The following is a 26,053-nucleotide window of genomic DNA, read 5'->3' on the forward strand; positions in this document are numbered from 1 at the left end:
CGACACCTTGAGGGAGTGCCCATTCAGTGTGGAAGTCTGGATGTGCGGCGTCTGTCTGCTGGCACACATAGCGTTGGGCCGTGATGGCGGTTTGCGAGCTACCGCCCACCCCGTGAGTTGGACGACCTCTTGGCAGTCGCCAATGCCAGTGGCAGGTAGAGCTTCGTCGCGCTACGTGTCCAATGCCTGCTGTGGTCACCGAGGCCGAACGATGGGTTTGTCCCGCTTCTGAATGAATAGGGTGGCTTGCAACCGGAGCAGGGAGGCAATGGATGGCTGACGTCCCTCGATCAACTCCATCCACAACCGACGCCAGGAAGAAGCATCAGCCGATGCGGGTAATGTACTCGGCGGCAAAGGCGCTCAGCGCTTCCTGTGCGCGACTGGCGTCCTGATCTTCCATCTAGGTTCAAAGAGAGGCGCGAACGAGCATGATGGGCTCCGGGGTAGCCGTTTGGCGTATCGAAATATATCTGTAGTCGTATGGATCTCCCCAAGTACCTTTCACTACGCCTAAAGCGACCCTAAAAAGGGTAGCGCTTGAGATACAGGTAAAAGCACACGGCTAGAGCAGATAAAATGGAAACAAGGATTGTGTCTTGAGTCTTTAAAGTGAAATTGAAAAATCGGAGGTTGTGAAATAATTTAAGTGAGCAACTGTATTTGTAATATTCGATTGTTGTTGAATTTCAATCGGGCTGCTTTAGGTCTTTCTATTTTTAATGGCTACCTATAAACGCGTGGCAATAAAGAACGCCCCGACCTCACGGCCGGGGCGTTCCTCTATCTAGCCAAACTACCCGCTCAGACTGCCGCGCTGCGTTCCTTGATGTCCTGGTGCAGGATGCGGTCGTTCTCGGAGTAGTCCACCGGGCAGTCGATGACGTGGACGCCGGGGGTGTCCAGGCACTCCCGCACCAGCGGGGCGAAGGCGGCGGCGCTTTCCACGCGGTGGCCCTGGGCGCCGTAGCTTTCGGCGTAGCGGACGAAGTCCGGATTGCCGTAGTCCAGGCCGAAGTCCTCGAAGCCCATCTGCGCCTGCTTCCAGCGGATCATGCCGTAGCCGTCGTCGCGCAGGATGATGACCACCAGGTTCATCTTCAGGCGCACCGCGGTTTCCAGTTCCTGGCTGTTCATCATGAAGCCGCCGTCGCCGCACACCGCCACGATGGGGGTGTTGGGGTGCACCAGGCGTGCGGCCATGGCCGACGGCAGGCCGGCGCCCATGGTGGCCAGGGCATTGTCCAAGAGCACCGTGTTGGGCATGTAGGCCTTGTAGTTGCGGGCGAACCAGATCTTGTAGATGCCGTTGTCCAGGGCAACGATGCCATCGGAGGGCAGCACGTTACGCAGATCGGCCACCAGGCGCTGCGGATAGACCGGGAAGCGATCGTCGGTGGCGCCTTCGGCGACATGGGCCTCGTTGGCTTCGCGGATGCTCAGCAGGCGGTCGAAGTCCCAGGTGGGCTGGACCTCGATGCGCTCCTTGATCTCCCAGATGGCGTTGGCGATGTCACCGATCACCTCGACCTGGGGGAAGTACACCGGATCGACTTCGGCGGAGCGGAAGTTGATGTGGATGACCTCGGTGCCGCCACGGGTCATGAAGAACGGCGGCTTCTCGATGACGTCGTGGCCGATGTTGACGATGAGGTCAGCCGACTCCAGGGCGCGGTGCACGAAGTCGCCGGCGGAGAGAGCGGCGTTGCCCAGGAAGCGCGGATGGCGCTCGTCGACCACGCCCTTGCCCAGTTGGGTGGTGACGAAGGGGATGCCGGTCTTCTCGATCAGCTGGCGCAGCACACGTGCGGTCATCTTGCGATTGGTGCCGGCGCCCAGCACCAGCACCGGGCTGCGGGCGTTCTCCAGCTTGGAGACGGCGGCGGCGATGGCCTTGGCCTCGGCCACCGGACGGCGGCTCAGGCTCGGCGGCACCGGCAGGCTCTCGGTGTGCTCGTCGGCGATGTCTTCCGGCAGTTCCAGGTGCACGGAGCCGGGCTTTTCTTCCTCGGCGAGGCGGAAGGCTTCGCGGATGCGCGACGGGATGTTGTCGGCGGAGGCGAATTGATGGGTGTACTTGGTGAGCGGCGCCATCATGCGGCACACGTCCAGGATCTGGAAACGTCCTTGCTTGGATTTCTTGATCGGCTTCTGGCCGGTCAGCATCAGCATCGGCATGCCGCCCAGGTAGGCGTAGGCGCCGGCGGTGACCAGGTTGGTGGCGCCTGGGCCGAGGGTGGAGAGGCAGACGCCGGTCTTGCCGGTGAAGCGGCCGTAGGTGGCGGCCATGAAGCCGGCGGACTGCTCGTGGCGAGTCAGGATCAGCTTGATCTGCGAGGAGCGGCGCAGGGATTCGAGCAGGTCCAGGTTCTCTTCACCGGGAATGCCGAAGATGTATTCCACACCCTCGTTTTCCAGGCAGCGAACGACCAGGTCGGAGGCCTTCATCATGAGTCTTGTATTCCTTGTAAGGGTGGGTGGCGAGCGCCTGAAGCGCCTCCTCGTGAGGCGCAGCCGCAACTGTACTCAGGAATGACGAAATATTTCAAAACAAGGCGCAGCCAGCTTCCGCAACTGTGACGAATGGTCACAGCGGAAACGATTCACGCAGCGCAGCGTTGGAGCGTCGCGCTGGGCCGCAGCAGTTGGACGCCGGCGAGCAGCAGGCCGAAGGCGGCCACGACCAGGGCCGGTTGTAGATTGCCGGCGAAGTGACTGCTGACCGCGCCAAGCAGCGGACCGAGCAACTGGCCGGTGGCGAAGCTGGCGGTGAGGACCCCGGCATTCCGCTGTGGAGTCGTCGGCGCCAGTTCGCGGCCGTGTTGCATCACCAGCTGCATGCAGGCGAGGAAGGGCCCCCCGCAGAGCAGCACGCCGAGGAACAGCGCCAGGCTACCCGGCAGCAGGCAGAGCAGCACCCCGGTGGCCTGCAGCCAGAGGGTGGCGATCAACCAGCGGCGGGTATCGGTGCCCGGGCGCCTCAGACTCACCAGCACCACGCCGAGGGCTGCCGCCAGACCGTAGCCCGGCCAGAAGAGATCGGCCTGCCACTGGCCATGGAAGCGGCTGGCGGCCATCTGCGACAGGAAGGTAGCCGGCAGGATGTAGCCGACCCCGACCAGGCCATAGGCCAGGATCAAGCGGTTGAACGCCGGGGAAGGCTTGGCGGGCGCGGCACTGGTAGGCAGCGGGGTGGCCGGACCGCGCCGGGGTAGCAGGGGCAGCAGCGCCAGGGTGGCGACGGTGGCGAGCAGGCCATAGCTCAGCCACAGCTGGCTGGAGCCACCGCCCAGGCGATTGCTGACCAGGGCCATGAGGCCACTGACGAGGATACCGACGCCGGGACCTGTGAAGATCAGGGCGCCAAGGCGTGGTCGACCGGCCTCGGCGGCCAGGGGCTGGCTCAGGCCAGTCACCATGACCAGTACCCAGGCACTGGCCAGGCCGGTGCCGAAGCGCAGCAGCGCCTGGGCGGCCAGGCCATCGGCCAGCAGCGAGGCCAGGGTCAGACCGGCGCAAAGCCAGAGTCCCCCGACCAGGCGCGCATGGGTACGGCGGGCGAAGAGGGCGTCCAGGGCGCCGAGCAGATAGCCCAGGTAGTTGGCCGCGGCCAACAGGCTGGCGCCGGTGAGGTCGATCTGGCCCTCGGCGATCAGGTGGGGCAGGGCGGGGGTGAGGGCGAAGCGGCCGATGCCCATGGCGGTGGCCAGGGCCAGCAGGCAGGCCAGCAGGCGAGTAGTGGCGGTCATCGCAAGACTCCAGTAGCGAGCGGATGAGTACAGCCTAGGCCTTGAAGTTAATCAATAAAAACGAATAATAAAGAAATAGATGTTCAGCCAAACAGAAAGGGTGGTAGTCATGGAGTTCGCCGAGCTACGCATCTTCCAGGCGGTGGCCGAGGAAGGTTCCCTGGTACGGGCCGCCGAGCGCCTCAACCGGGTACCGTCCAATCTCTCCACGCGCCTGCGCCAGCTGGAAGAAAAGCTCGGTGTAGAACTGTTCCTGCGCGAGCGTCAGCGGCTGCACCTGACGGCCGCTGGCCACCGCCTGTTGGACTACGCCCACCGGCTGTTCGCGCTCGCCGACGAGGCGCGCAGCGCGGTGCAGGATGGCGAGCCGGCCGGTACCTTCGTGCTCGGCTCCATGTTCAGCACCGCAGCCATCCATCTGCCAGGGCTGCTGGCGCGCTATCACCAGCGTCATCCCAAGGTGAATCTGCAGGTGCACAGCGGACCCAGCGGGGAGCTGGTGGAGGGCCTGCTGGCCGGTCGCCTGGACGCCGCCCTGGTGGACGGCCCGGCGCCCGATGCGGCGCTGGAGGGCCAGCCCTGGTTCGAGGAGCACCTGGTGCTGATCACCGGGCTGGAACACGGTCCGGTACGCTCGCCGGCCGACGTGGCGGGGCGGCCGGTCTTCGGCTTTCGCGCCGGCTGTTCCTATCGCCGCTACCTGGATACCTGGTACGCCGCCGCCGGGGTGCCCAGCGGACCGGTGATGGAGATCGAGTCCTACCACAGCATGCTGGCCTGCGTGATCACCGGCGGCGTGGCGCTGATGCCGGAGTCCATGCTCGACAGCCTGCCCGGCCGCGAGCGGGTGCAGCGTCACGAGATCGAGGCGCGTTTCACCCGGGCCACCACCTGGCTGATGTGGCGCAAGGGCCGCGAAGGCGCCAATCTGCGCAGTTGGCTGGCGTTGCACGAGAGCCTGCAGACTGCCCGCGAAGCTGTTGCTTTGGTGTGATGATTGCCTGATCCTAGGCGGCGGACTCCTAACGTCTACCGAGGACGATCATGATAAGAATAGCCATCGTCGGTTTGGGCAAGATCGCCCGTGACCAGCATCTGCCGGCGCTCCAGAGCAATCCCGACTACGAGCTGGTTGCCGTGGCCAGCCGCAACGCCCAGCTCGACGGCGTCGCCCACTATCCCAGCCTGAGCGCCCTGCTCGAAGAGGGTCCGGCCATCGATGCCGTATCCCTCTGTGCCCCGGCCGCCGTGCGCTACGAACAGGCCCGCGAGGCCCTGGCCGCAGGCAAGCACGTGATGCTGGAAAAGCCGCCGGGCGCGACTCTGAGCGAGGTGGAGGCCCTGGCGCGCCAGGCCGAGGCGGCGGGGCTGTCGCTGTTCGCCACCTGGCATTCGCGCCATGCCCAGGGCGTGCAGCCGGCGCGGGAATGGCTGGAAGGCAAGCGCATCCAGGCGGTGCGTATCGAGTGGAAGGAAGACGTACGCGTCTGGCATCCCGGCCAGGCCTGGATCTGGGAGCCGGGCGGCATGGGCGTCTTCGATCCGGGCATCAATGCCCTGTCCATCGCGACCGCTATCCTGCCGCGGCCGTTCTTCCTCAAGGAGGCGAGTCTGCAGGTGCCGGCCAACTGCCAGACCCCGGTGGCGGCGCAACTGGCCTTCGTCGATAGCGCCGGGGTGCCCATCGCCGCCGACTTCGACTTCCTGCAGACCGGGCCCCAGACCTGGGACATCCACGTCGATACCGACGCCGGTCGCCTGACCCTGAGCAAGGGCGGTAGCGAGCTGTACCTGGACGGCCAGCTGACCCACCAGGGACCAGACCAGGAATACGCCGGCCTCTACGCCCGCTTCGCCGAGCTGGTGGCCGGGAATCGCTCCGACGTGGACGTGGCACCGCTGCGTCACGTGGCCGACGCCTTCCTCTATGGCCGGCGCGAGACGGTGGCGGAGTTTCACGAGTAGGGCGACCTTCACCCCGCCCCTCTCCCGGAGAGAGAGGGGGCGCTCAGCTCCGGTGTAGGGTGGAAAACGGCGCAGCCTTTTCCACGCGGAGTCGCGGCCTCCCTCACCCTAGCCCTCTCCCAGGGGGAGAGGGGACTTCAAGCCCAGCTTCACCGCCGTTCCAGCAACACCCCGCTCTCCATGTGGTGCGTCCAGGGGAACTGGTCGAACAGGGCGCAGCGGGTGATGCGGTGGGTGTCGTGCAACTGGGCGATGTTCTCGGCCAGGGTCTCCGGGTTGCAGGAGATGTAGAGGATGCGTTCGAACCGACGGGTCAGCTCGCAGGTATCCGGGTCCATGCCGGCGCGAGGCGGGTCGACGAAGACGGTACCGAAGCCGTAGCTCTTCAGATCCACGCCGGCCAGGCGGCGGAAGGGACGGACCTCGTTGAGTGCCTGGGTCAGTTCCTCGGCGGAGAGCCGGGCCAGGGTGACGTTGTCCACGCCATTGCTGGCCAGGTTGTGCAGGGCGGCATTGACCGAGGTCTTGCTCACTTCGGTGGCCAGCACCTGGCGCACCCGGCTGGCCAGCGGCAGGGTGAAGTTGCCGTTGCCGCAATACAGCTCCAGCAGGTCGTCCTCGCGCTCGCCCAGGGCGGTATGCGCCCAGGTCAGCATCTTCTGGTTGACCGTGCCATTGGGCTGGGTAAAACCACCTTCCGGTTGCAGATAGCTATAGGTCTTCCCTGCCACCTGCAGCTCTTCGATCACATGGTCGCGACCGATCACCAGGCGCTGGCCGCGGGAGCGGCCGATCAGGCTGACGCCGAGGTCGGCCGCCAGGTGCTCGGCGGCGGCTTGCCAGGCGGTGTCCAGCGGGCGGTGGTAGGCTAGGGTGATCAGGGCATCGCCGGCCAGGGTGGTGAGGAATTCCACCTGGAACAGCTTGAACGACAGCGCCACGTCGGCCTGCCAGCCGGCCTTGAGGCGGGGCATCAGGTCGTTGATGCGCTGGCTGGCGATGGGAAAGGCTTCGATGAGGATCGGCGTGTGTTTGTCGCCCGGGGCGAACATGGCGTAATGACGCTCCTCGTTTTCCCGCCACAGGCGGAATTCGGCGCGTAGCCGGTAGTGCTGCAGCGGCGAGGCGAAGACTTCCGGCTCGGGAGCCTGGAAGGGCGCCAGCAGTTCGCGCAGGCGATTGGCCTTGGCGTCGAGTTGAGCCTGGTAGTCGGCGGGAACGAAGGAGGGTTGGGACATGGGTAGATCCGAAGCAGGGGGTAAGAGGCTTTTCGACGTCTCGCGAGCCAGAGACAAACAAGGCCTGGGCGGCCTCGCAAAAAAAAGCGAGAGGAGCGGGCACGCGGGCGAGTTTACAAGTAATGAATGAGCATTGCGTCGGGACCGCCTGGGCCGGGCTGGCCATCCCGGCCCTTTTCCACGCCGTTTGGCCAACGCGTGGCAGACGTTGCGCAGGCACTAAGGCGGGGGAGACCTCGGGGCCGAAGTCCCGAGGGGATGGGGTCAGGCGTTGAACCAGCCCAGCTTGATGACGAACAGGATCGACAGCACGATCAGCGCCGAATTCAGCTCGCGGGTGCGGCCGGAGAGCAGCTTGATGACGGTCCAGGTGATGAAACCGAAGGCGATGCCGTTGGCGATGGAATAGGTCAGCGGCATGGCCAGGGCGGTGACCAGTACCGGTGCGGCGGTGGTCAGGTCGTCCCATTCGATCTCGGCCAGGCCCGAGGTCATCAGCACGGCGATGAAGAACAGCGCCGGGGCGGTGGCGAAAGCCGGCACGCTACCAGCCAGGGGGGCGAAGAACAGCGCCAGCAGGAACAGCACGGCGACCACCACGGCGGTGAGCCCGGTCCGGCCACCGGCGGAGACACCCGCGGCGGACTCGATGTAGCTGGTGGTGGTGGAGGTGCCCAGCAGCGAGCCGAACATGGCGGCGGAGCTGTCGGCGATCAGGGCGCGGCCCATCTTCGGCAGGTGGCCGTCCTTGCCCATCAGGCCGGCGCGTTTGGCCACGCCGATGAGGGTGCCGGAGTTGTCGAACAGGTCGACGAACAGGAAGGCGAAGATGACACTGATCAGGCCGACGTCCAGGGCGCCCTTGATGTCCAGTTGCAGGAAGGTCGGCGCCAGCGACGGCGGCATGGACACCAGGCCACCGAAGGCGGTGACGCCCAGGGCGATGGCGATGACGGTGACTGCCAGGATGCCGATCAGCACCGCGCCGGTGACCTTGCGGGCTTCCAGCACCACGATCAGGAAGAAGCCGAGGATGGCCAGCAGCGGACCGGGTTTAGACAGGTCGCCCAGGCCGACCAGGGTGGCCGGATTGCCTATCACGATGCCGGCGGTCTGCAGGGCGATCAACGCCAGGAACAGGCCGATGCCGGCGGCGATACCGGAGCGCAGTGGCAGGGGGATGCTGTTGATGATCCATTCGCGGATGCGGAAGATCGACAGCAGGAAGAACATCAGCGCCGAGAGGAACACCGCGCCCAGGGCCACCTGCCAGGTATGCCCCAGGTGCAGCACCACGGTGTAGGTGAAGAAGGCGTTGAGGCCCATGCCCGGGGCGAGGGCGATGGGATAGTTGGCGATGAGGCCCATGAGCGCCGAGCCGATGGCCGCGGCCAGGCAGGTGGCGACGAAGATCGCACCCTTGTCCATGCCGGTCGCGCCGAGGATGCTCGGGTTGACGAACAGGATGTAGGCCATGGCCAGGAAGGTGGTGACCCCGGCCAGCAGTTCGGTGCGGACAGAGGTGTTGTGAGCCTTGAGTTGGAAGAGTCTTTCCAGCATGGGATGCCTCGTACGCGCCGGTCTGATCGGAAAAAACGGCGCGCATCATAACAGTTCGGTTAACACGGGTAAGACCTAGGTCCTACCCCCAAATCGGCATCAGATCGAGCACTGACCGGTTGGTCAACTTTCAGGGGCATGGCCGCTGACCGAATCGCCTGCGTTGCGGGCCAGGCGGAAGGCATCCAGGGTGCTCAGGATGCCGAGCACGGCCACTATGCAAAAGGCTAGCCGAAAGTCCGTCAGCTGCGGATCGAGGTGCCCGTGCCACTCCATCGAGGCGCGCAGCAGCAGGGCTGCAACGGCCACGCCGAGGCCCATGGCGAGCTGGAAATTGGTGCTGAAGAGAGTGGAGGCATGGCTCATTTGCGGCTTGGGGATATCGGCGAAGGCCAGGGCGTTGCTGGCAGTGAACTGCAGCGAGCGGAACACCCCGCTGGCGAACAGCAGGAGCATGATCAGCGGCAGCGGCCAGGCAGGGGTGAGCAGGCCACAGGCCAGCAGGCTGAGCGCACTGAGCAGGCCGTTCACCGTGAGGATGCGGCGCAGGCCGAAACGGCGCATGGCGGCGGTGGTGAAGGGCTTGGCCGCCAGGTTGCCGACGAACAGCGCCAGCAGCAGCAGGCCCGCCTGGAAGGCGTCCAGGCCGAAAGAGAGCTGGAACATCAGCGGCAGCAGGAAGGGCGCGGTGGCAATGGTGATGCGGAACAGTCCGCCGCCAAGGATGGAGGCGCGATAGGTCGCGATGCGTAGTGTGCCAAAATCGATCAGCGGGCGTTCGATGCGGGCCATGTGGCGCACCGCTTTGGTGCCAAGAATCAATCCGATCCCCATCCAGGCCAGGTTGCTGCCCAGGTTGCCCTGATTCTGGCCGAGGCGCTCTACGCCCCACATGAAGGCAATGCAGGCGCCACCCAGCAGCAGGAAGCCGCGCCAGTCCAGCGGATGGCGCTGGGTAGGGATGTCGGCCGGTACCAGGCGCCAGGCCAGCAGCAGGGCGATCAAGCCCAGCGGCAGATTGAGATAGAAGATCCAGCGCCAGTCGGCATAGGTGGTGATCAGACCGCCCAGGGGCGGGCCGAGCACGGGCGCTACCAGACCGGGCCAGGTGATGAGGGCGATGGCCCGCACCAGTTCGTGCTTCTCCGTCACCTGCAGCACCACTAGACGCCCCACGGGCACCATCAGGGCGCCACCGATGCCCTGGAGGATGCGCGCGGCGATGAACTGCTCCAGGGACTGGGCCATCCCGCAGAGCAGGGAAGCCAGGGTGAAGAGGCCAATAGCCAGGGTAAAGACCGGCCTGGGGCCGAAGCGCTCGGCGATCCAGCCGCTCACCGGAATACCCACGGCGATGGCCAGCAGGTAGGCGCTGATGCCGAGGTTGAGGTCCACGGGATCACGACCGAAGGACAGAGCCATCTGCGGCAAGGCCGTGGCGATCACGGTGGCATCGAGGTTTTCCATGAAGAAGGTGAAGCTCACCAGGCAGGCGAGAATCTTCCAGCGTTCCATGAGTCTTTTTCTTTGGCCTGGGGCGGTGGGTTACTCTGCCTGAGGCATGACCGACCGCGCCAGTCCGGTGGGGCAGGATGACACCAGTGAATTTCCAGCACCTGTTCGACCAACTGCTACAGTCGAAGGAGGATCAGGTTCGATTGTCGTGATCGTTACGAGGGAGCCGTTGCATGAAGGACTTGATAGACCGCCATATCATGGTGATGGCGGAGGCCAGGCGCCTCCTCGAACGCGGCAGCCAGGCCAAGCGGCAGCACCAGCGTTATCTACTCAATTTCCTGACTCTGCGCCAGGAGACCTCGCGTCTGACTCAGCAGGCCTATCGCCTGAGCTGTTCGCTGGACGCCTTCTCCACCCATCGCTCGCGTCAGCGCCCCCTGGTACTCACCCTGGTGAGGACCTAGGAGGACTGCCAGGTGAGCTAGGGCTTGTCTGAAAAGGGCCTGCGCTCGGCCATGCTGCGTTGAAAATCCGCTGGGTCGCCAGTCCGATCGGAATGCTCATTTACCACTCGTAAACTCGCTTCCTCAGCCATTCTCGCCTTGTTTGTCTCTGGCTCGCGAGACTTTGAACAGACGCTAAGGCGCAGCGGCCGTATGTATCTGTGGAGCTTTTCCCCTGACCCCGGGGTCAAAACCTCGAACGCAGAGGAGAAACACCCCCATGATCAAACAATCGCTGCTCTCCCTGGTGCTGGGTACCGTCGTGCTGGGTGGCGCCTTGCAGGTGCAGGCCGCTGAATCCACCACGCCGGTAAAGCCCGATGCCAACAAGGAAGCCTCGGAGCCCACCAGCTCGCAGTACCAGAACAAGGTCAACAAGAAGGAGGCCAACCAGGGCGACAAGGCGGTGACCCATGACCCCGACCATCCTACCTTCGAGTTGGAAGAGGGCGGCCGGGCGCCGCGCAAGTACGTCCGCGACGACTACGAGCTCAAGGATTGGAAGAAACACGGCCTCGAACAACCGGGCGAAGACAGCCAGTGGGTGAAGATCGGTGCGGACTATGTCCTGATCAAGCGCAGCAACGCGGTGATCGACAAGATCGTCAAGGCCAAGCCCTGAGTCTGGTAGCCAGGTGTCGAGTCCCGACCCCTGGCATTCATCGTACCAAGGCGTCATGCTGAAGCACCCATCAGGAGTTACAGCATGACCACCGAGATCCGCGTAGTCGCCATCCTGCAGGCTCAGCCGGGCCAGGCCGAGGCCGTCGAGCGCGCCTTGCGCGCCATTGTCGCCCCCTCGCGAGCCGAAGCGGCTTGCCACTTCTACACCCCCCACCAGGATCCCAGCCATCCCGGTCGCTATGTCTTCATCGAGCGCTGGGCCAGCCGCGAAGCCCTGGCTGAGCATGAGCAGACCGCGCACTTCAAGCAGCTGCTGGCCGATCTTGACGGCCTGCTCACCGAGCCGCCGCAGATCATGATCCTGGAAGAACTGCCGCTGGCCTGAGTCGAGCGACATCCGCCTGTCACCCGCCTGCGCCATGCTGGGGCTCTTTGCCCGGAGTCCTGGATGAATACCTCGAGACGTCAGGCGCTCGGCCTGCTCGGCATGGGGCTGAGCGCTCCCTGGTTCGCGGGTTGCAGCGCCCGCGAGTCACTGCCGGACCCCTTCACCCTGGGCGTCGCCAGTGGTGATCCGAGCGCCGATGGCTTCGTGATCTGGACCCGCCTGGCGCCCGATCCCCTGGCGGTCGACGGCCTGGGCGGCCTGCGCAGTCCAGTCGAGGCCCTGTGGGAAGTGGCCCTGGACCCGGGCCTGCGTCAGATGGTGCAGCGTGGGACGGCGGTGGCGCACCCGCACACGGCGTTCAGCCTGCCGGTCACCCTCAGGGGCCTGGCGGCGGGGCGGCCCTACTGGTACCGCTTCACCGCCCTGGGCCACCAGAGCCGGATCGGCCGTGCCACCACCCTGCCGGCGCCTGCCAGTACGCCGCAACGCTTGAAGCTGGTGGCCGCATCCTGCTCACACTACGAGAAGGGCTTTTTCAGTGCCTATCGGCACATGGCCGACGAACAACCGGATCTGGCGCTGTTCCTCGGCGACTATATCTATGAGTCGAACGTGCCCCCGCTGCTGCCGGCAGCTCGTCGACATGGCCTGCCAGAGGCCCGCGACCTGGCCAGCTACCGGCGGCGCTATGCCCTGTATCGTACCGATCCCGATCTGCAGTACCTGCACGCCAACGTCACCAGCCTGCTGACCTGGGACGATCACGAGGTGCAGAACGACTATTCCGGTCCCTGGTCGGCCGATCCCAAGGTCAGTCTGGCGGGCTTCGCCGCACGGCGGCAGGGGGCCTACCAGGCCTTTCGCGAGCATGCGCCGCTGCGGGCCTGGCGGACCCAGGGCACGGCAACGCGCCTCTACGACCGCTGGCGCTTCGGCGATCTGGCCGAGATCCACCTGCTCGATGGCCGCCAGTACCGCAGCCAGCCGGCCTGCGCGACGCCCCGGACCCGCGGTGGCCATCTGGTCGCGCCGGACTGCCCGGGCCTGCGCGATGCCGCGCGCAGCATGCTCGGCCAGGCGCAGGAAGACTGGTTGATGGACGGCTTTCGCCATAACACCACCCAATGGAACCTGATCGCGCAGGACCTGCTGCTGGCGCCACTGCGGCAACGCCTGCCCAGTGGCGATCCCGCACGCTGGACCGATGGCTGGGATGGCTATCCGGCCACCCGCGAGCGTCTGCTCGCGGCCATGGCCGACAGTCGCCTGGCCAATCCGGTGACCCTGGGTGGGGACATCCATTCGTTCTGGGTGACGGATCTGCACCGCGAGCCGGAGAACGAGGCCAGCCCGGTGGTGGCTAGCGAATTCGTCGGCACTTCCATCACCTCGGATGGACCGGATTACCGGCGCTTCCAGGCGCTGTTGCCGGAGAATCCCCAGGTGCGCTTCTTCGACAGCCGGCAGCGCGGCTACCTGGCCCTGGAGCTGACGCGGGAGCGGTTGCAGGTGGACCTGCGCACCATCAGTGATCGAACGCGACCGGATGCCGGACGTGGCACCCAGGCGAGCTTCGTGGTGGAGGCGGGACGGCCAGGGGCCGTCCCTGCCTGAGGCTCCAGGCGGGACTTAGACGAACAGCGACAACAGCATGATGAAGGCCAGGGCCACCACCGAGAGGATGGTTTCCATCATCGACCAGGTCTTGAAGGTCTCGGCCACGGTCATGTTGAAGTACTGCTTCACCAGCCAGAAGCCGGCGTCGTTGACGTGGGAAAGGATCACCGAGCCGGCGCCGGCGGCCAGCACCAGCAGTTCCTTGTTGACGCCAGGAATCAGCGCCACCACGGGGGCGACGATACCGGCGCCGGTAATGGTCGCCACGGTGGCGGAGCCAGTAGCCACGCGGATCACCGCCGCCACCAGCCAGGTCAGCAGGATTGGCGAGATCTGGGTCTGTACCGCCAGGTTGCCGATCACGTCACCCACGCCGCTGGCCACCAGCATCTGCTTGAAGCCACCGCCGGCACCGACGATCAGCACGATGGCCGCCACCGGTGCCAGGCTCTGGTCGAGCAGCTTGACGATCTTTTCGCGGGAGAAGCCGCAGGCGGTGCCGAAGCTGTAGAAACTCAGCAGCAGGGCGGCGAGCAGGGCGGTGATGGGGTGGCCGATGAAGTCCATCCAGATGCGGAAGTGATTGTCGGCGGCGAAGAAGATGTCGGCGAAGGCCTTGAGCAGCATCAGGATCACCGGCAGCAGCACGGTGAAGACGGTAATGCCGAAGCCAGGCAGGTTGCGGTTGTCGGTCTCCTGGGCGATCTGGGCGACCAGCTCGGGATTGGCCGAGCCGGGGATGCGCTGGGAGATCCAGGCGCCGAAGATCGGTCCGGCGATCATGGCGGTGGGCAGGCCGACGATCAGGCCGTAGAAGATGGTCTTGCCGATGTCGGCGCCGAATACCCCGACCGCCAGCAGCGGACCCGGGTGCGGTGGCACTAGGCCGTGCACGGCGGAGAGGCCGGCCAGCAGCGGGATGCCCAGCTTGACCAGTGACAGCCCGGTGCGGCGGGCGACGATGAACACCAGGGGCGCCAGCAGCACGAAGCCGATCTCGAAGAACAGCGGGATGCCGACCAGGAAGGCGGCGAACATCATCGCCCAGTGCACGCGCTTGATGCCGAAGGCGCGGATCAGCGTCTGGGCGATCTGGTCGGCGCCGCCGGAGTCGGCCATCAGCTTGCCGAGCATGGTGCCCAGGCCGAGCAGGATGCCGACGAAGCCGAGTACGCCGCCGAAGCCGTCCTGGAAGGATTTCATGACCTTTTCCACCGGCATCCCGGAGGTCAGGCCGAGAAAGCCGGAGGCGATGGTCAGGGCGATGAAGGGATGGACCTTGAACTTGGTGATCAGGAGCACCAGGCCAATGATGGTCACCAGGGCGTCGAGCAAAAGGAAGCTGTTGTGGTCCATGCCGAACATGGCGCCTCTCCTATTGTTGTTGTGGGCGGGCTAGAGAAATTGCTTGGGTAGCGCTGTCTCGTCAGGCCGGCTGAGCCAGTCGGATCGAGGTGTTCCACCAGGCCGAGACCTGTTCGCCGATGGCGGCCAGCGGATCGCGGGCGTCCACTACCAGCGTAGTCGCTTCACCGTGCGGTGCCTCGAGGGCGGCGAACTGGCTGTCGATCAGGCTGGCGGGCATGAAGTGCCCCGGGCGATTGGCGACGCGCTGGGCGGCGGTTTCGCGGGTCAGTTCGAGGAAGACGAAGCCGAGGCCCGGTACCGCTTGGCGCAGTTGGTCGCGATAGCGGCGCTTGAGCGCGGAACAGGTCAGCACCGGGCGTTCGCCGGCGGCCACGGCGGCGGCCAGCTCTTCACCCAGGCGGGTCAGCCAGCCGGCACGGTCTGCGTCGTCGAGGGGGATGCCGGCGCTCATCTTGGCGATGTTGGTCGGGGGGTGGAAGGCATCGCCTTCGATCAGGCGGCCACCGTCGTGCTCGGCGATGGCAGCGCCGACGCTGCTCTTGCCGCAGCCTGCGACGCCCATGACCACCAGCGCGGGAATGGGAGTGTTCATCGTCACCTCCGGTCTGAGATAGCGCTACCCCAAAATGGCGAAAAGGTAGCGGCTCCCAGGTCTTGTCGATCTTGTTAGGCCGAATGCCCGCGTGCTCCAGGAGCGCACGTCAGGCTTGTAGTGTCTGGTGAGACAGCGCTACCTTAGGCGCGTTCTCCGTCTCTGACAAGCCTGACATCCTAACAATGAAGCGAACGGGTTCTCGTAGTTCCGGTCGGCCCACCCTGACCGAGGTGGCCCAGCAAGCCGGTGTTTCCCCCATCACCGCCTCGCGCGTTCTGCGCGGCGTCGCCACCGTCGCGCCCGAGCTGGCGACCCGCGTCCAGGACGCCGCCGCGCGGCTCGGCTACGTCACCAATCCAGCCGCCCGCGCCCTGGCCTCGGCCCAGGGACATTCGGTGGTGGTGCTGGTGCCGTCGCTCTCCAACCACCTGTTCATCGAGCCGCTGGAGGCCATCCACGAGGTCTTGCGACCGCGGGGCCTGGAGGTGCTGATCGGCAACTATCACTACGATCCCGAGGAAGAGGAGAAGTTGATCCGCAACTACCTGGCCTACCAGCCCAGGGGCCTGTTGCTGACCGGTTTCGACCGCACCGAGACGGCCCGCCAGCTGCTGGCGGCCAGTGGGGTACCCCGGGTGCACATGATGGAGCTGGACTCCGCCGGTACGGTGCCCAGCGTCGGCTTTTCCCAGCGCGCCGCGGGTGCCGCGGCGGCGCGCCACCTGCTGGCCAGCGGGCGCAAGCGCCTCGGCTATGTCGCCGCCCAGCTCGATCCCCGGGCCCTCGCCCGGGGCGACGGCTTTCGTGAGGTGCTGCGCGAGGCGGGCTGCTACGACCCGGCCTTGGACGTGCTGGACCCGCAGCCCTCGTCCGTGGGCCTGGGTGCCCAGCAATTTCGCGAGTTGCTGGCGCGGCGCCCGGATGTCGATGGCCTTTTCTTCTGCAACGACGACCTAGCCCAGGGCGCCCTGTTCGAAGCGCAACGGCTGGGCATCGCCATTCCCGGACAGATATCGGTGATCGGCTTCAACGATCTGCCCGGCTCGGCGCACACGGTGCCGCGGCTGTCGTCCATCCAGACACCGCGGGCCGCGGTGGGGCGCCAGGCGGCGACCCTGCTGCTGGGACTGCTCGATGGCCGCAGCCAGCCGAGTTGCGTGGATCTGGGGTTCGAATTGGTGAGCCGGGAGAGTGTGTAGGGCTAGTAGCTAGCGTTGGATTATCGCGGCCATGGGCCGCTCCTACGGGGATGGATGCTTTCGTAGGAGCGGCCCATGGCCGCGATCACCTCCGGCTACCGCAACGGCTTGGCCAATATCCGCGACTGGCCCTGGAAATCCTGGCGGGCATAGAAGGCCTGGGCGTCCTGGTTGAACTCCATGACTTCCAGGCGCAATTCGTCGACGTCGTTGTTCCTGGCCCAGGCTTCCACCTGGGCCAGCAGCCGGGCGCCCACGCCGTGGCGTCTATGGCTGGCTGCCACCACCAGAGTGCCGATCCGACAAAGGATCAGCGGCTGCAGGAAGGAAATCGAGCGGGTATCGGACAGCCGCGCGGTGACGAAGCCCACCAGTTCGCTGCGCTGCTCGGCGACGAACAGCACGCCGTCGTCGGGTTCCAGCTGCGCCGCCCAGTAATCCTGGTCGCGCCAGCCCCCGGAGGGGGCGGCGAAGGTTTCCGGCGCCTGTTCGTGGTGGTGCTCGGCGAGTTGTTCGGCCAGCCTGCAGAGGGCGGCGAGATCGGTGACGACGGCAGGGCGGATACGCAAGAGCGATGCTCGCAACGGGAATTAACTGTCCACCTTACGCCCAGGCACGCAGGTCAGGAAGCCTTGGCGTCCGCGTCGAGCTGGCGATACCAGTCGGCGTAGGGCGTGTTCTTGGCCAGGTGCCGGTTGTAGTCGGGTGCGCCATCCGTCCACCAGACCGGACCGCGTTCGCCCAGGGCGCGCTTGGCCTCGTCCACCGCGGCGCGGGCATTGCGCAGGGCTGCCTCGTCGTCCTGGCGCTTGGCGCTGCCGACCTGGCGGCGGGCATCCATCAATTCGCGGGTCAGGGTCTCGCGGCGTTCCTCCGTCAGGTGCGGATCGGTACAGCGCCAGAGCCGGCCCCTGACCACGAAGTAGCGACCGTCCGGAGTGATGGGGTAGCGCATGGCAGTCCTCGGGTCAGTCGTCTATGTCGAGCAGGGCGCGGCAGTCCGGGTAATTCGAGCAGGCCCAGAATTCCCGGCCCTGATGGCGGCCGCTGCGGGCACGCCGCCGCACCATGGGTGCCTGGCAGTCCGGGCATTCCGGTGCCAGGGCTTGGCTGGCTTCGACCGCGCGCTGGCGTGGGCGACGACCGCCGAACACGGCTTCGCGCACGGCGCCGGCGGAATAGCGCGCCGCGGCCGGGATCTCCACCAGGCGCAACTGGGCCGCTTCGCACACCGACCGCACGAAGCGATCACGCTGCTGCCGGTGACGTTGCAAGTGGGAGCGGTCGTTGAGTTCCACCACGGCGTGCACGGCGAGGTCGTCGCGGCGGCAGATGGCGAAGTCGAAGTGCTTGGCGTTGATCCGGTTCTGGGCGATGAGATAGCGCCGCCGGTCGCGTAAGGGCAGGGTCTGGACCACATCGGCGATGCGTACCTTGCCGAACACCCGGTAGTCGTCACCCACGGCTTCGTCGAGCACGCTGAGGAAGGCTTGTTCGGCGGGGGTGAACAGGGCTTCGACCTGGCGATAGGGAAAGGCGGCTTGGCGACGACGCTGCCACCACCAGGATGCCCCCAACAGCAGCAGTCCGGCCAGGACCAGCAGGGGCAGGTAACGCTCGTACATCGTGAACTCCAACAGCGGGGCGCCATGATAGTGAGTTCTGGCGCGAGGCGGCAGCGACGACGACGAAGGGTCAGTCGTGACGCGGTGCCTGGCGCTGCAGGTCGTCCAGGCGCAGCAGGGTCATGGACTTCAGACAGCTCAGATACTGCAGCTGCTGCATGGCGCCGCTGAAACCCCGGGTGGCGGTGGTGCAGCGCGGCGCCCGGTCGTCTTGCCAGAGGCGTTGCAGGCGTTCGAGATTGGGGCGCTGGGCCGGGGTGGTGGCTGCCAGCAACCGCTGGTAGACGTCGCCCAGCCGGGTCTCGGCCGCCGCCAGATCCTGGGCGGCGCAGGCGGCCAGTTGGCGCTCATCGCCCTGGCGATCACAGTCGGCCGGTGGCGTTTCCGCGGCGTGCACCGAGGTCGCGAGCAGGAGGACGAGGAGCAGGCAGAAGCGGCGAGCGGCGATCATGCAGGAAGGCTGGGTCGATGGCAGTCCGCCTAGACTGACCTAATTGCCAGGTTCTCACCAGGCACCATCGGTCTCCTGCCGCTGGCCGTGGGTGTCGCGAAAGTGGCGGACCTGCTCCAGCAGCCAGGCGATCCAGCGCTGGACCGGCGCTTCCACCGGCCCCTTGGGCAACACCAGGAAATAGGCCTGGGGCGAGAGCTGATTGAATTGATCCGGCAGCGGGCGGACCAGGGCGCCACTGGCCAGCAGGCGCTGGGCCAGCACGCAGCCGCCTAGGGCGACCCCCTTGCCCGCCGCCGCCTGTTGCAGGGCCATGCCGCTGAGCGAATAGCGTGGTCCGCGCAGGCTGTCGCCAAGGCTGACGTCCTGGCTGGCGAACCAGTCCTGCCAGGCGTTGAAGCGACTGCTGGGGCGACCCGCGCGCCAGCCGCCGGGCCATTCGGCATGCAGCAGCGGATAGTCCAGCAAGGCCGCGGGCTCCGCCAGGGGCGCCGGGATCAGGGTCGGGCTGCAGACCGGGAAGATCCATTCGCGCAGCAGCAGCCGGGTCTCGCCATCCTGCCAGTCACCCCGGCCATAGCGGATTGCCGCCTGGGCGCCGCCCTCAGTGCCGAGCGGCACGATGGCGGACGAGGCGTCGAGAAAGACCTCGATGTCGGGGTGCTGCCGCTGGAAGTCTTCCAGGCGTGGCAGCAGCCATTCCTGGCCAAAGGTGGGCGGCGCACTGACGGTCAGGACGCTGCTCTTGAGCCGCGCCCGGGCGACGGCGCGGCTCAACCCGTCGAGATGGGGCGCGATCTCGGCGGCCAGGGCGCGACCCTGCACGGTAAGGCGCACCCCCTGCGGCAGCCGCTCGAACAGGGTCTGCCCCAGCTCCTCTTCCAGCAGGCGGATCTGCCGGCTGATGGCGCCGGCGGTGACGTGCAGTTCGTCCGCGGCCTTGGCGAAGTGCTGATGCCGGGCTGCCGCGGCGAAAGCGCGCAGGGCGTTGAGGGGAAGGGCGGTCGTCACGGCAGCCTCGGCTTGTCTGAAAAGTGCCTGCGCTCGGTCATGCTGCGTTAAAAACCGGCTGGATCGCCAGCCCGCTCGGAATGCTCATCTACCACTCGTAAACTCCGCTTCCTCGCCGATTTGATTCGCTCGCGCTCACCCTTCGGGCCAGCCTTTGGCTGTTACTCCCCTTGGTCGTTGCGCCTTGCCTGATCTTCGCTCGGCGACTTTTCAGGCAAGCCTTAGTTTTCCTGAGCCTGACGCCCATTAAACATCGTTTGTCCGACCTATTCAGCCACCGTCACCATGCAGGCTCACTTTTTCGCGGAAAGACGATCATGCGCAAGGAGCTGGATGCCACGGCGGTGCTGGTCATGTTGGCGCTCTGCCTGGTCTGGGGACTTCAGCAGACGGCGATCAAGGCCATCGCCGAGCAGGTGGACCCGCTGCTGCAGATCGGCTGGCGCTCGCTGCTGGCGGCCGGTTTGCTCTATGGGCTGGCGCGCTGGCGTGGCATCCGCTGCCTGGGCCGGGACCAGACGCTGATTCCCGGGCTGCTCGCCGGCTCGCTGTTCGCTCTGGAATTCCTCTGCATGGCGGTAGGCCTGAAGTACACCAGCGCCGCGCACATGGTGGTGTTCATCTATACCGCCCCGCTATTCGCCGCCTGCGGCCTGCACTGGCTGGTGCCGGGCGAGCGGTTGTCGCCACGCCAGTGGCTGGGCATCGCGCTGGCGGGAAGTGGCGTGGTCTGTGCTTTCCTCATCGGCAAGCCGAGTGACGGGGCAAGTTGGCAGGGTGATCTCATCGGCCTGCTCGGCGGCGCCTGCTGGGGCGCCACCACGGTGCTGATCCGCCGCAGCGCCCTGGCCGAGGCGCCGCCGCTGCGCACCCTGTTCTATCAGCTCGGGGTGACTGGCGTGGTGCTGCTGGCGCTGGCCCTGCCGCTCGGCAAGCGGCTGGAGCTGGCCGCGCTGGATTCCCTGGCCTGGTCGAGTCTGGCGTTCCAGGTATTCATCGTCGCCGGCATCAGCCTGCTGGGCTGGTTCGTGCTGCTCAGCCGCTATCGCGCCGCACCCCTGGGTGTGCTGACCCTGATGACGCCACTGTTCGGCGTGCTGATGGGCGTCTGGTTGCTGAACGAAACACCGGGACCGGGATTTCTCGCCGGTGCGGCCTTGGTGCTCAGCGGTTTGCTGATCGTCAGCTATCCTTCCCGCTCGCGAGTGGCGTCCTGCTGATTCGCCTGGCTTCGAGAACCCGATGTCGTCCACCCCGCTGAATCCGTGGCTGTTGCGTCTCATCCCCCTGGTGTTCCTCGCCCTCTGGTCCGCCGGTTTCGCCGTCTCCAAGGTGGGCCTGGCCTACGCGCCACCCTTCACCCTGTTGACGATGCGCTATGCGCTGGCCTTCAGCGTGCTGCTGGTGGCCTTCCTGATCCTGCGACCGCCGCTGCCGCGCACGCGGCGGGAATGGGCGAATCTCGCCGTGGTGGGGTTCCTGATCCAGGGCGTCTATTTCGGCATGAGCTACGGGGCGCTGGTGCTGGGCGCCTCGGCCAACGTGGTGGCCATGGTCGCCTCGTTGCAGCCGATCCTGGTGGCCCTGGGCGCGCCGCTGCTGGTGGGCGAGCGGGTGGCGCCGCTGCAGTGGCTGGGCCTGGCCCTGGGGCTGCTCGGTGCCATCGGGGTGATCCTGGCGCGGGCCAGCGTCGCCGTGGAGTCCGGCCTGGGCATCTTGCTGGCGGTGGGCGCGCTGCTGGGCATGACCAGTGCGGTGCTCTACGAGAAACGCCTGGGCGTGGCCCAGCATCCGGTGACCAACAACCTGGTGCAATACAGCGTCGGCCTGGTCTGCTGCGCGCCGGTAGCGCTGCTGTTCGAGCACACCCCGGTGCACTGGGCGCCGGCCTTCATCGGCGCCCTGGCCTACCTGGTCCTGGCCAATTCGCTCTTGGCCATCAGCCTGCTGGTGTGGATGATCCGCGCCGGCGAGGCGGCGCGGGTCAGTGCGCTGTTCTTTTGCGTCCCACCGGGCGCGGCCCTGACCGCCTGGTTGCTGCTGGGCGAGACCCTGCCCCCGCTGGCCTGGGTCGCCATGGCGATCGCCATCGGTGGGGTGCTGCTGGCGACTCGTACCGGACGAAAGGTGGGCTAGCTGGGTTCAGCCAGCACCACTCGCTCGGCGAGGAAATCGAGAAACACCCGTATCCGTTGGGGCATGGCGCCGCCCTGGCCCAGGTAGACGGCGTGGATCTCCTCGCGGTCGCCGGGATTGCAGTCCTGCAGCACCGCCTGCAAGCGACCCGCGGCGAGATCGTCGGCGACCTGGAAGGCCGCCAGGCGCGCCAGGCCGACGCCGGCCAGCGCCAGATGCCGCAAGGCCTCGCCGTCACTGGCCTGGACCGTGCCCGAGAGCGGCAGGGTCAGGAGCTCGGCGCCCTGGCGCAGCGGCCAACCGGGCTGCGCCCGTGCGTAATTCGCGCCCAGCCGGTTATGCCCGCGCAATTCGTCGGGCGTGGTCGGCGTGCCCTGGCGTGCCAGATAGCGGGGGGCACCGACGATCAGCATGGGAGTCGCCCCGAGGCGCCGCGCGACCAGTTGGGAATCCTTCAGCCGTCCGGCGCGGATGGCCACGTCGGTGCGCTGCTCCAGCAGGTCGACCACCTCGTCGGTGAGTACCAGGTCCAGGGTCACCTCGGGATAGCGGGCGATGAAGTCGGGCAGCAGGGGCAAGAGCACATGGTGGCCGAAGGGAACATTGGCGTTGATGCGCAAGCGTCCGCGCGGCGCGCTACCCGCGCTACCACAGCGCTCGGCTTCTTCCAGGTCAGCAAGCAGACGAACGCCGCGCTCGTAGAAGGCACAGCCCTCGGCGGTGAGGCGCAACTGGCGGGTGGAGCGATTGAGCAGGCGGGTGCCCAGGCGCTGCTCGAGCCGGGTGACCAGTTTGCTGACCGCGGAGGGCGTCAGGCCACTGGCCCGGGCGGCACTGGAGAAGCCACCGGTCTCGACTACCCGCACGAAGACCTCCAGCTCGCCGAAGCGATTGACACTCATCCGCGTGCTCCTGTGAATCTGGTTCATCAATGCTATTCCAGGAGGCAGTCTATTCGCCTTTGATGGTCAACGGCAGGATAGGGCTTTCCCACCCCGGAGCCTGACGATGGCCGTTCCTCCCGTTTCCCCGCGCCTGGCGAAAGCCGGCTCGCTGCTGTGCACCCTGGCGTTGGGTCTGTTGGCTGGCGAGGCTGCCCGAGCCGGCGAAGCCGTGCGTCCTACCCACTGGGTGGCGACTTGGCAGGCCAGTCCCCAGCCGGTCTGGGGGGATGATTTCCTGTTTCCCACCCAGCTGCCGTCCGGCCTGCACGACCAGACGGTACGCCAAGTCGCGCGGCTGAGCCTCGGCGGCGACCGGGTGCGGCTGCTGTTTTCCAATGCCTATGGCCGGCAGCCCGTCACCCTCGGGCCGGTGACCCTGGCGCTGCCGACGGCGACGGCGACGGCAGGCAGTATCGCGGCGGACAGTCTCAAGACGGTGACCTTCAGCGGCCAGCCCACCTCGGTCATTCCTGCGGGTGGCGAGTTGCTCAGCGATCCCGTCTCCCTGCCAGTCGCGGACTTGGCCCAGGTCGTCGTCAGCTTCTACCTGCCACGGCCTACGCCCATGACCACCTTCCACTGGGATGGTCGGCAGACCGGCTGGATCGTACCGGGCGACCAAACCCGCACCCTCCGCCTGGCCACTGGCGGCCAGGCGCTCGAGACCACCGCCCGGCCGCTGCTGGCGGGTGTCCAGGTAGCGACGGCCACGCCTCGGCGCAGTGTCGTGGTCATCGGCGACTCCATCACCGATGGGGCGACGGCCAGCCTGGATCGAGACCAACGCTGGCCAGACGTCCTCGCCGAGCGCCTCGCTCCCCAGGGCGTGGCGGTGGTCAATGCCGGTATCTCCGGGGCACGGCTGCTGAACGACGGCATGGGCGTCAAGGCGCTGGACCGCCTGGACCGTGACGTCCTGGCACAGCCCGGGGTGGCCAGCGTCATCGTGCTGCTGGGCATCAACGACATCGCCTGGCCGGGGACCGCCTTCGCCCGTACGGCTTCGCGACCGACCCTGGAGGAACTCATTGCCGGCTATCGACAGCTGGTCCAGCGCGCTCATGCCCGGGGTCTCCGGGTCATGGGTGCGACCCTGACACCCTTCGCCGGCGCGCTGCCGGATACACCGCTGGCCGACTACTACCAGCCCGCCAAGGAAGAGCTGCGCCAGCGCCTCAATGCCTGGATCCGCACGGCCGGCGCCTTCGATGCGCTGCTGGATGCCGACGCCGCGCTGCGCGATCCTCGCCAACCGACGCGGCTCGCGCCCGACTACGACTCCGGTGACCATCTGCACCCAGGCGACGCCGGCAATCGCGCCCTGGCCGCGGCGGTGGACCTGGCGGCCTTGCTGCCTGAGGTCGAGAGCGGACCGCAGCCCTGACCGCCCGGCATCAGGCCGTCTTCAGCCCCGCCAGCACCTTGTCCACCGTCAGCGGATAGTCACGAATGCGCACCCCACAGGCGTTGTAGACTGCGTTGGTGAGCGACGCCCCGGCGCCGCAGATTCCCAGTTCGCCGACGCCTTTGATCTTCAGCGGATTGGCCTTGTCGTCCAGCTCCGGCAGGAAGTAGGCCTCGATGGCGGGGATGTCCAGATGGCTGGGGTAGTGGTAGTCGGCCAGGTCGTGATTGACGAAGTGGCCGTGGCGGGTGTCGATCACTCCGTCTTCGTGCAGGGCACTGCCGACGCCCCAGATCATCCCGCCGAGCATCTGCGAATGGGCAGTCTTCTCGTTGAGGATGCGCCCGGCGGCGAAGACCCCGAGCATGCGCCTCAGGCGGATCTCGCCGGTGAGGGCATGCACCCCCACCTCCGCGAAGAAGGCCCCGTAGCCCTGCTGCGAATAGTCCTTGAGCGTCTGCCCCGGCTTGATCTCGCCGATGGCCTGGAGATCGTGCTCGTGCGCCAGTTCGGCGAGGTCGCGACTGCCGTTGTCGGCGAGCAGCCGGCCACCGACGAAGCGGGCGCTGGCCGGATCGAGGCCCGCCGCTTGCGCCGCCTTCAGGCGCAGATTCTCGCAGGCGACATAGACCGAGGAGCCGGAACTGGCGGCGCCAAAGGACCCGCCGGAGCCGGCCCCGGCCGGGTCGTCGCTGTCGCCCAGCAGCACCTTGACCCGTTCCACCGGCAAGCCGAGCGACTCGCCGGCGATCTGCGCCAGGATGGTGTAGGTCCCGGTGCCGATATCGGTCATCGAGGTCTTCACCGTGGCCGTGCCATCGGCCTCCAGGCGTACCCCGGCCTGGGACGGCCTGAGCATGTTGGCGCGACTGGCCGCGGCCATGCCCATGCCGATCAGCCAGTCGCCGTCGCGCACCTGACCGGGCGTGGCATTGCGTTTGGTCCAGCCGAAGCGGCGGGCGCCGTCCTGCATGCACTCCACCAGCTTGCGGGAGGAGAAGGGGATGTGCTTTTCCGGGTCCTGGCTGGGTTCGTTGCGGATGCGCAGCTCGATGGGATCGAGCGCGAGCATGACCGCCAGTTCGTCCATGGCGCTTTCGCTGGCGAGCATCCCCACGGCTTCGCCGGGCGCCCGGCAGGAGCCGGACTCGGGCAGGTCCAACTCGACCATGCGGTGCGCCACCAGGCGGTCGCCGCCGGCATAGAGGGTGCGCGACGAGAGCCCGGTGGGCTCGTAGTAGGTAAGGCCGCGGGCAGAGTGGGACCAGCCTTCGTGGGCCATGGCCAGCAGCCGCCCGTTGTTGTCGGCACCCAGGCGGATGCGCTGCACCGTGGCAGAGCGGTGGTCGGTGATCTGGAACATCTGCTGGCGGGTGAGGGTGACCTTGACCGGGCGGCCGACGGCCCGGGCGGCCATGGCGCCGATGAGGGCGTCGGCATAGATCGGCAGCTTGCCGCCGAAGCCGCCGCCAATGTAGCGCGCCACGATGCGGACGTTGTCCTTCGGCAGTTGCAGGGTATTGGCCACGCAACTCTGTGCCTGCTCGACGAATTGGGTGGAACAATAGATGGTCACCCGGTCGCCGTCCCACTGCGCCAGGCTGGCGTGGGGCTCCATCTGCGCATGGATGTGGTAGGGCGTGGTGTAGCGCTCGTCGAGCTTGACCGGCGCGCGGTCAAAGGCGGCGTCGACGTCGCCCGAGGCGGTGTCGGTGGGCTGATCGGCATCCGGCGGCTTCACCGCCTGGCCGAGGTTGGCCGCCAGGTCGAAGACGCCCGGTTCGGCGGCGTAGTCGATCTCCACCAGGGCCGCCGCCAGGCGGGCCTCTTCGAAACTCTCGGCGACCACGAAGGCCACCGGCTCGCCGAAGTAACGCACCTGGTCGCTGTCCAGGTAGGGCTTGGGCCGGGTGAAACGGCCGCTGTTGTCCGGCTCGCGGGCGGCCTGGCGCGGCGCATTGCGATAGGTCAGCACACTGAGCACGCCCGGCGCGCTCTCCGCGGCGGAGGTGTCCAGGCGGCGGATGCGGCCCTTGGCGATGGTGGCGCCGACGATGAAGCCGTAGGCGACGCGGTCGTTGCGGAATTCGAAGCTGTAGGGCGCCTGGCCGGTGACCTTGAGCAGGCCGTCGACGCGGTCGATGGGCTTGCCGATCAGACCGCCGCGATTCTCGTCGATCAGGTTGCGGCCAGCGGGTTCATTCATTTCCATGCTGC

24 protein-coding genes are annotated in these 26,053 nt (G+C 66.8%); 10 read left to right on the forward strand and 14 right to left on the reverse strand.

The window, feature by feature from the left end; translation table 11 throughout:
* Window positions 1-804: 804 nt before the first annotated feature.
* The gene (locus tag RND78_RS11615) at window positions 805-2,451 is read right to left on the reverse strand and encodes an acetolactate synthase large subunit (RefSeq protein ID WP_312728898.1); all 1,647 of its coding nucleotides are present in this window, start codon (window positions 2,449-2,451) and stop codon (window positions 805-807) included.
* A gap of 152 nt (window positions 2,452-2,603) precedes the next feature.
* Window positions 2,604-3,749 carry a YbfB/YjiJ family MFS transporter gene (locus RND78_RS11620; RefSeq protein WP_312728900.1) on the reverse strand — a complete coding sequence of 382 codons (1,146 nt, stop codon included), beginning with the start codon at window positions 3,747-3,749 and terminating at the stop codon, window positions 2,604-2,606.
* 109 nt (window positions 3,750-3,858) lie between these two features.
* On the opposite strand from RND78_RS11620, the gene ptrR reads away from it, so the two are divergent.
* Complete coding sequence (ptrR, locus tag RND78_RS11625) at window positions 3,859-4,743, forward strand: putrescine utilization regulator PtrR (RefSeq protein ID WP_312729402.1); 885 nt, start codon at window positions 3,859-3,861, stop codon at window positions 4,741-4,743.
* 50 nt (window positions 4,744-4,793) lie between these two features.
* Window positions 4,794-5,714 carry a Gfo/Idh/MocA family oxidoreductase gene (locus RND78_RS11630; RefSeq protein ID WP_312728902.1) on the forward strand — a complete coding sequence of 307 codons (921 nt, stop codon included), beginning with the start codon at window positions 4,794-4,796 and terminating at the stop codon, window positions 5,712-5,714.
* 149 nt (window positions 5,715-5,863) lie between these two features.
* On the opposite strand, the gene trmA is transcribed toward RND78_RS11630, so the two are convergent.
* From trmA to RND78_RS11645, 3 genes are all read right to left on the reverse strand, one after another.
* Complete coding sequence (gene trmA, locus RND78_RS11635; protein ID WP_312728904.1) at window positions 5,864-6,952, reverse strand: tRNA (uridine(54)-C5)-methyltransferase TrmA; 1,089 nt, start codon at window positions 6,950-6,952, stop codon at window positions 5,864-5,866.
* 264 nt (window positions 6,953-7,216) lie between these two features.
* Window positions 7,217-8,512 carry an NCS2 family permease gene (locus tag RND78_RS11640; RefSeq protein WP_312728905.1) on the reverse strand — a complete coding sequence of 432 codons (1,296 nt, stop codon included), beginning with the start codon at window positions 8,510-8,512 and terminating at the stop codon, window positions 7,217-7,219.
* A gap of 123 nt (window positions 8,513-8,635) precedes the next feature.
* The gene (locus tag RND78_RS11645; protein ID WP_312728906.1) at window positions 8,636-10,027 is read right to left on the reverse strand and encodes an MFS transporter; all 1,392 of its coding nucleotides are present in this window, start codon (window positions 10,025-10,027) and stop codon (window positions 8,636-8,638) included.
* A gap of 173 nt (window positions 10,028-10,200) precedes the next feature.
* On the opposite strand from RND78_RS11645, the gene RND78_RS11650 reads away from it, so the two are divergent.
* The 4 genes from RND78_RS11650 (at window position 10,201) to RND78_RS11665 (ending at window position 13,099) form a co-directional block, all read left to right on the forward strand.
* Window positions 10,201-10,434 carry a hypothetical protein gene (locus RND78_RS11650; RefSeq protein ID WP_312728908.1) on the forward strand — a complete coding sequence of 78 codons (234 nt, stop codon included), beginning with the start codon at window positions 10,201-10,203 and terminating at the stop codon, window positions 10,432-10,434.
* A 259-nt stretch (window positions 10,435-10,693) separates the two neighbouring features.
* On the forward strand, window positions 10,694-11,095 hold the full coding sequence (locus tag RND78_RS11655) for an RcnB family protein (RefSeq protein ID WP_312728910.1): 402 nt from the start codon (window positions 10,694-10,696) through the stop codon (window positions 11,093-11,095).
* A gap of 84 nt (window positions 11,096-11,179) precedes the next feature.
* Complete coding sequence (locus tag RND78_RS11660) at window positions 11,180-11,482, forward strand: putative quinol monooxygenase (protein WP_312728911.1); 303 nt, start codon at window positions 11,180-11,182, stop codon at window positions 11,480-11,482.
* 63 nt (window positions 11,483-11,545) lie between these two features.
* On the forward strand, window positions 11,546-13,099 hold the full coding sequence (locus RND78_RS11665) for an alkaline phosphatase D family protein (protein WP_312728913.1): 1,554 nt from the start codon (window positions 11,546-11,548) through the stop codon (window positions 13,097-13,099).
* Window positions 13,100-13,114: 15 nt separating this feature from the next.
* Here the strand turns inward: RND78_RS11665 and RND78_RS11670 are convergent, their stop codons facing one another.
* A complete protein-coding gene (locus RND78_RS11670) occupies window positions 13,115-14,467 on the reverse strand; it encodes a GntP family permease (RefSeq protein WP_312728915.1) in 1,353 nt (450 codons plus the stop codon).
* Window positions 14,468-14,528: 61 nt separating this feature from the next.
* The gene (locus RND78_RS11675; protein ID WP_312728917.1) at window positions 14,529-15,062 is read right to left on the reverse strand and encodes a gluconokinase; all 534 of its coding nucleotides are present in this window, start codon (window positions 15,060-15,062) and stop codon (window positions 14,529-14,531) included.
* 185 nt (window positions 15,063-15,247) lie between these two features.
* Here RND78_RS11675 and RND78_RS11680 point away from each other — a divergent pair, with 185 nt between their 5' ends.
* Window positions 15,248-16,264, forward strand: a complete 1,017-nt coding sequence (locus tag RND78_RS11680; protein WP_312728918.1) for a LacI family DNA-binding transcriptional regulator — start codon at window positions 15,248-15,250, stop codon at window positions 16,262-16,264.
* 95 nt (window positions 16,265-16,359) lie between these two features.
* Here the strand turns inward: RND78_RS11680 and RND78_RS11685 are convergent, their stop codons facing one another.
* The 5 genes from RND78_RS11685 to RND78_RS11705 all read right to left on the reverse strand — a co-directional run bounded on the left by RND78_RS11685 (window position 16,360) and on the right by RND78_RS11705 (window position 19,351).
* Window positions 16,360-16,833 carry a GNAT family N-acetyltransferase gene (locus RND78_RS11685; RefSeq protein WP_312728919.1) on the reverse strand — a complete coding sequence of 158 codons (474 nt, stop codon included), beginning with the start codon at window positions 16,831-16,833 and terminating at the stop codon, window positions 16,360-16,362.
* Between the two features lie 53 nt (window positions 16,834-16,886).
* Window positions 16,887-17,219, reverse strand: a complete 333-nt coding sequence (locus tag RND78_RS11690) for a hypothetical protein (protein WP_312728920.1) — start codon at window positions 17,217-17,219, stop codon at window positions 16,887-16,889.
* Window positions 17,220-17,232: 13 nt separating this feature from the next.
* Window positions 17,233-17,889: a DUF2726 domain-containing protein gene (locus tag RND78_RS11695; RefSeq protein WP_312728921.1), complete on the reverse strand. Its 657-nt coding sequence runs from the start codon at window positions 17,887-17,889 to the stop codon at window positions 17,233-17,235.
* Between the two features lie 70 nt (window positions 17,890-17,959).
* Window positions 17,960-18,340, reverse strand: a complete 381-nt coding sequence (locus RND78_RS11700) for a lysozyme inhibitor LprI family protein (protein ID WP_312728922.1) — start codon at window positions 18,338-18,340, stop codon at window positions 17,960-17,962.
* 54 nt (window positions 18,341-18,394) lie between these two features.
* Window positions 18,395-19,351, reverse strand: coding sequence for a LysR substrate-binding domain-containing protein (locus RND78_RS11705; RefSeq protein WP_312728923.1), 957 nt, complete (start codon window positions 19,349-19,351; stop codon window positions 18,395-18,397).
* A gap of 317 nt (window positions 19,352-19,668) precedes the next feature.
* On the opposite strand from RND78_RS11705, the gene RND78_RS11710 reads away from it, so the two are divergent.
* Window positions 19,669-20,571: a DMT family transporter gene (locus RND78_RS11710; protein ID WP_312728924.1), complete on the forward strand. Its 903-nt coding sequence runs from the start codon at window positions 19,669-19,671 to the stop codon at window positions 20,569-20,571.
* Between the two features lie 22 nt (window positions 20,572-20,593).
* A complete protein-coding gene (locus tag RND78_RS11715) occupies window positions 20,594-21,487 on the forward strand; it encodes a DMT family transporter (RefSeq protein WP_312728925.1) in 894 nt (297 codons plus the stop codon).
* Here the strand turns inward: RND78_RS11715 and RND78_RS11720 are convergent.
* Window positions 21,484-22,416, reverse strand: a complete 933-nt coding sequence (locus RND78_RS11720) for a LysR family transcriptional regulator (RefSeq protein WP_312728926.1) — start codon at window positions 22,414-22,416, stop codon at window positions 21,484-21,486. The two genes, RND78_RS11715 and RND78_RS11720, sit on opposite strands and share 4 nt — an antisense overlap.
* Before the next feature lie 79 nt (window positions 22,417-22,495).
* Here RND78_RS11720 and RND78_RS11725 point away from each other — a divergent pair, with 79 nt between their 5' ends.
* Complete coding sequence (locus RND78_RS11725) at window positions 22,496-23,815, forward strand: SGNH/GDSL hydrolase family protein (protein WP_312728927.1); 1,320 nt, start codon at window positions 22,496-22,498, stop codon at window positions 23,813-23,815.
* Between the two features lie 10 nt (window positions 23,816-23,825).
* Here RND78_RS11725 and RND78_RS11730 read toward each other — a convergent pair whose 3' ends face one another.
* Window positions 23,826-26,048 (reverse strand): xanthine dehydrogenase family protein molybdopterin-binding subunit, encoded by a 2,223-nt coding sequence (locus tag RND78_RS11730; protein ID WP_312728929.1) that lies wholly within the window; start codon window positions 26,046-26,048, stop codon window positions 23,826-23,828.
* Window positions 26,049-26,053: the final 5 nt, after the last annotated feature.

Source organism: Pseudomonas oryzihabitans, assembly GCF_032027545.1.
Lineage (GTDB): Bacteria > Pseudomonadota > Gammaproteobacteria > Pseudomonadales > Pseudomonadaceae > Chryseomonas > Chryseomonas oryzihabitans_F.

Excerpts from the sequence above, each read along its gene's own strand:
- RND78_RS11615 (WP_312728898.1), bottom strand. The coding sequence starts at position 2,451 with ATGATGAAGGCCTCCGACCTGGTCGTTCGCTGCCTGGAAAACGAGGGT.
- RND78_RS11620 (WP_312728900.1), bottom strand. The coding sequence starts at position 3,749 with ATGACCGCCACTACTCGCCTGCTGGCCTGCCTGCTGGCCCTGGCCACC.
- ptrR (WP_312729402.1), top strand. The coding sequence starts at position 3,859 with ATGGAGTTCGCCGAGCTACGCATCTTCCAGGCGGTGGCCGAGGAAGGT.
- RND78_RS11630 (WP_312728902.1), top strand. The coding sequence starts at position 4,794 with ATGATAAGAATAGCCATCGTCGGTTTGGGCAAGATCGCCCGTGACCAG.
- trmA (WP_312728904.1), bottom strand. The coding sequence starts at position 6,952 with ATGTCCCAACCCTCCTTCGTTCCCGCCGACTACCAGGCTCAACTCGAC.
- RND78_RS11640 (WP_312728905.1), bottom strand. The coding sequence starts at position 8,512 with ATGCTGGAAAGACTCTTCCAACTCAAGGCTCACAACACCTCTGTCCGC.
- RND78_RS11645 (WP_312728906.1), bottom strand. The coding sequence starts at position 10,027 with ATGGAACGCTGGAAGATTCTCGCCTGCCTGGTGAGCTTCACCTTCTTC.
- RND78_RS11650 (WP_312728908.1), top strand. The coding sequence starts at position 10,201 with ATGAAGGACTTGATAGACCGCCATATCATGGTGATGGCGGAGGCCAGG.
- RND78_RS11655 (WP_312728910.1), top strand. The coding sequence starts at position 10,694 with ATGATCAAACAATCGCTGCTCTCCCTGGTGCTGGGTACCGTCGTGCTG.
- RND78_RS11660 (WP_312728911.1), top strand. The coding sequence starts at position 11,180 with ATGACCACCGAGATCCGCGTAGTCGCCATCCTGCAGGCTCAGCCGGGC.
- RND78_RS11665 (WP_312728913.1), top strand. The coding sequence starts at position 11,546 with ATGAATACCTCGAGACGTCAGGCGCTCGGCCTGCTCGGCATGGGGCTG.
- RND78_RS11670 (WP_312728915.1), bottom strand. The coding sequence starts at position 14,467 with ATGTTCGGCATGGACCACAACAGCTTCCTTTTGCTCGACGCCCTGGTG.
- RND78_RS11675 (WP_312728917.1), bottom strand. The coding sequence starts at position 15,062 with ATGAACACTCCCATTCCCGCGCTGGTGGTCATGGGCGTCGCAGGCTGC.
- RND78_RS11680 (WP_312728918.1), top strand. The coding sequence starts at position 15,248 with ATGAAGCGAACGGGTTCTCGTAGTTCCGGTCGGCCCACCCTGACCGAG.
- RND78_RS11690 (WP_312728920.1), bottom strand. The coding sequence starts at position 17,219 with ATGCGCTACCCCATCACTCCGGACGGTCGCTACTTCGTGGTCAGGGGC.
- RND78_RS11695 (WP_312728921.1), bottom strand. The coding sequence starts at position 17,889 with ATGTACGAGCGTTACCTGCCCCTGCTGGTCCTGGCCGGACTGCTGCTG.
- RND78_RS11700 (WP_312728922.1), bottom strand. The coding sequence starts at position 18,340 with ATGATCGCCGCTCGCCGCTTCTGCCTGCTCCTCGTCCTCCTGCTCGCG.
- RND78_RS11710 (WP_312728924.1), top strand. The coding sequence starts at position 19,669 with ATGCGCAAGGAGCTGGATGCCACGGCGGTGCTGGTCATGTTGGCGCTC.
- RND78_RS11715 (WP_312728925.1), top strand. The coding sequence starts at position 20,594 with ATGTCGTCCACCCCGCTGAATCCGTGGCTGTTGCGTCTCATCCCCCTG.
- RND78_RS11720 (WP_312728926.1), bottom strand. The coding sequence starts at position 22,416 with ATGAACCAGATTCACAGGAGCACGCGGATGAGTGTCAATCGCTTCGGC.
- RND78_RS11725 (WP_312728927.1), top strand. The coding sequence starts at position 22,496 with ATGGCCGTTCCTCCCGTTTCCCCGCGCCTGGCGAAAGCCGGCTCGCTG.
- RND78_RS11730 (WP_312728929.1), bottom strand. The coding sequence starts at position 26,048 with ATGGAAATGAATGAACCCGCTGGCCGCAACCTGATCGACGAGAATCGC.